Source organism: Streptomyces alboflavus, assembly GCF_000716675.1.
In the GTDB taxonomy this organism is placed as follows: Bacteria; Actinomycetota; Actinomycetes; order Streptomycetales; family Streptomycetaceae; genus Streptomyces; species Streptomyces alboflavus.
The window spans coordinates 1-1,071 of the sequence record NZ_JNXT01000139.1 but is presented as its reverse complement, the minus strand read 5'-3'; the positions used below and the strand labels follow the sequence as shown (position 1 = coordinate 1,071).

Below are 1,071 nucleotides of genomic sequence, written 5' to 3'. Positions count from 1 at the left end.
CATCCGAGGTTTGGGCCGTGGGCGGGGTTGGGGTTGCAGGTGGTTGTGGTGGTGGTGTTGGTGGTGCGGCGGGTGTGGCCGTTGTTTGTGTTGGGTGTGGCGACGGTGTCTGCGGTGTTGATGTCGTTGTCGGTGTGGTTGGTGCCGGGGTTGTTGGTGACGTCGGTGGATGGGTCGGGGGTGTGGGTGCCGTTGGCTGCGCCGTTCGCGGCGTATTCGGCGGTGGTGTATTCGTCGCGGCCGCGGGGTGCGTGGGTGTTGACGGGTGTGTTGACGTTGGTGGCGACGCGGTTGTGGGAGTTGTCGTTTGCGGTGGCGGCGTCGGGGGTGTTGTTGACGGCGGTGCCGGCGTTGTTGGGGATGTATGTGGCGGCGCGGCGGGGGTTGATTGTGGCGTTGACGGAGCGGGCTGAGCGGGCGGAGCGGGAGCAGTTTTTGTTGGCGGAGCGGGCGCGGGCGGAGGAGCGGGTGCGTTTGGCGGGGGAGATGCATGATGTGGTGACGCATCGGGTGTCGTTGATGGTGTTGCAGGCGGGGGCGTTGCGGGTGGTGTCGTCGGATGAGCGGGTGCGGGCGGAGGCGGAGGGTTTGCGGGCTGCGGGGTGTCAGGCGTTGGAGGAGCTCAGGGATTTGGTGGGGGTGTTGCGGTCTCCGGAGAGTGCGGTGGGGTTGGTGGGTGGTGTGGGTGATGAGGGTGGTGTGGGGGTGGGTGATTGGGGTTTGTCGGTGTTGGTGGAGGAGTCGCGGGCGGTGGGGGTTGAGGTGGTGTTGAGTGAGTCGGGGGATCGTTCGGTGTCGTCTCCGGTGGTGGCGCGGACGGCGTATCGGATTGTGCAGGAGGCGTTGACGAATGTGCGGAAGCATGCGCCGGGGAGTGGGGTGCGGGTGGAGGTGCGGTATGAGGCGGATCGGGTGCGGTTGAGGGTGCGGAATTCGGCTCCGACGGCGGTGGTGGATCGGGAGTTGGCGTCGTCTGGTTCGGGGAGTGGGTTGAAGGGGTTGCGGCAGCGGGTGGAGTTGGTGGGCGGCACGTTCGAGTCCGGACCCCGCCCCGACGGCGGCTTCCACGTC

1 protein-coding gene is annotated in these 1,071 nt (G+C 67.4%); it reads left to right on the top strand.

Going from position 1 to position 1,071, the window contains the following annotated elements:
* Nucleotides 1–48: 48 nt before the first annotated feature.
* Nucleotides 49–1,071: sensor histidine kinase (locus OO63_RS47510; protein WP_157854144.1), on the top strand; the 1,023-nt coding region annotated here is incomplete at its 3' end.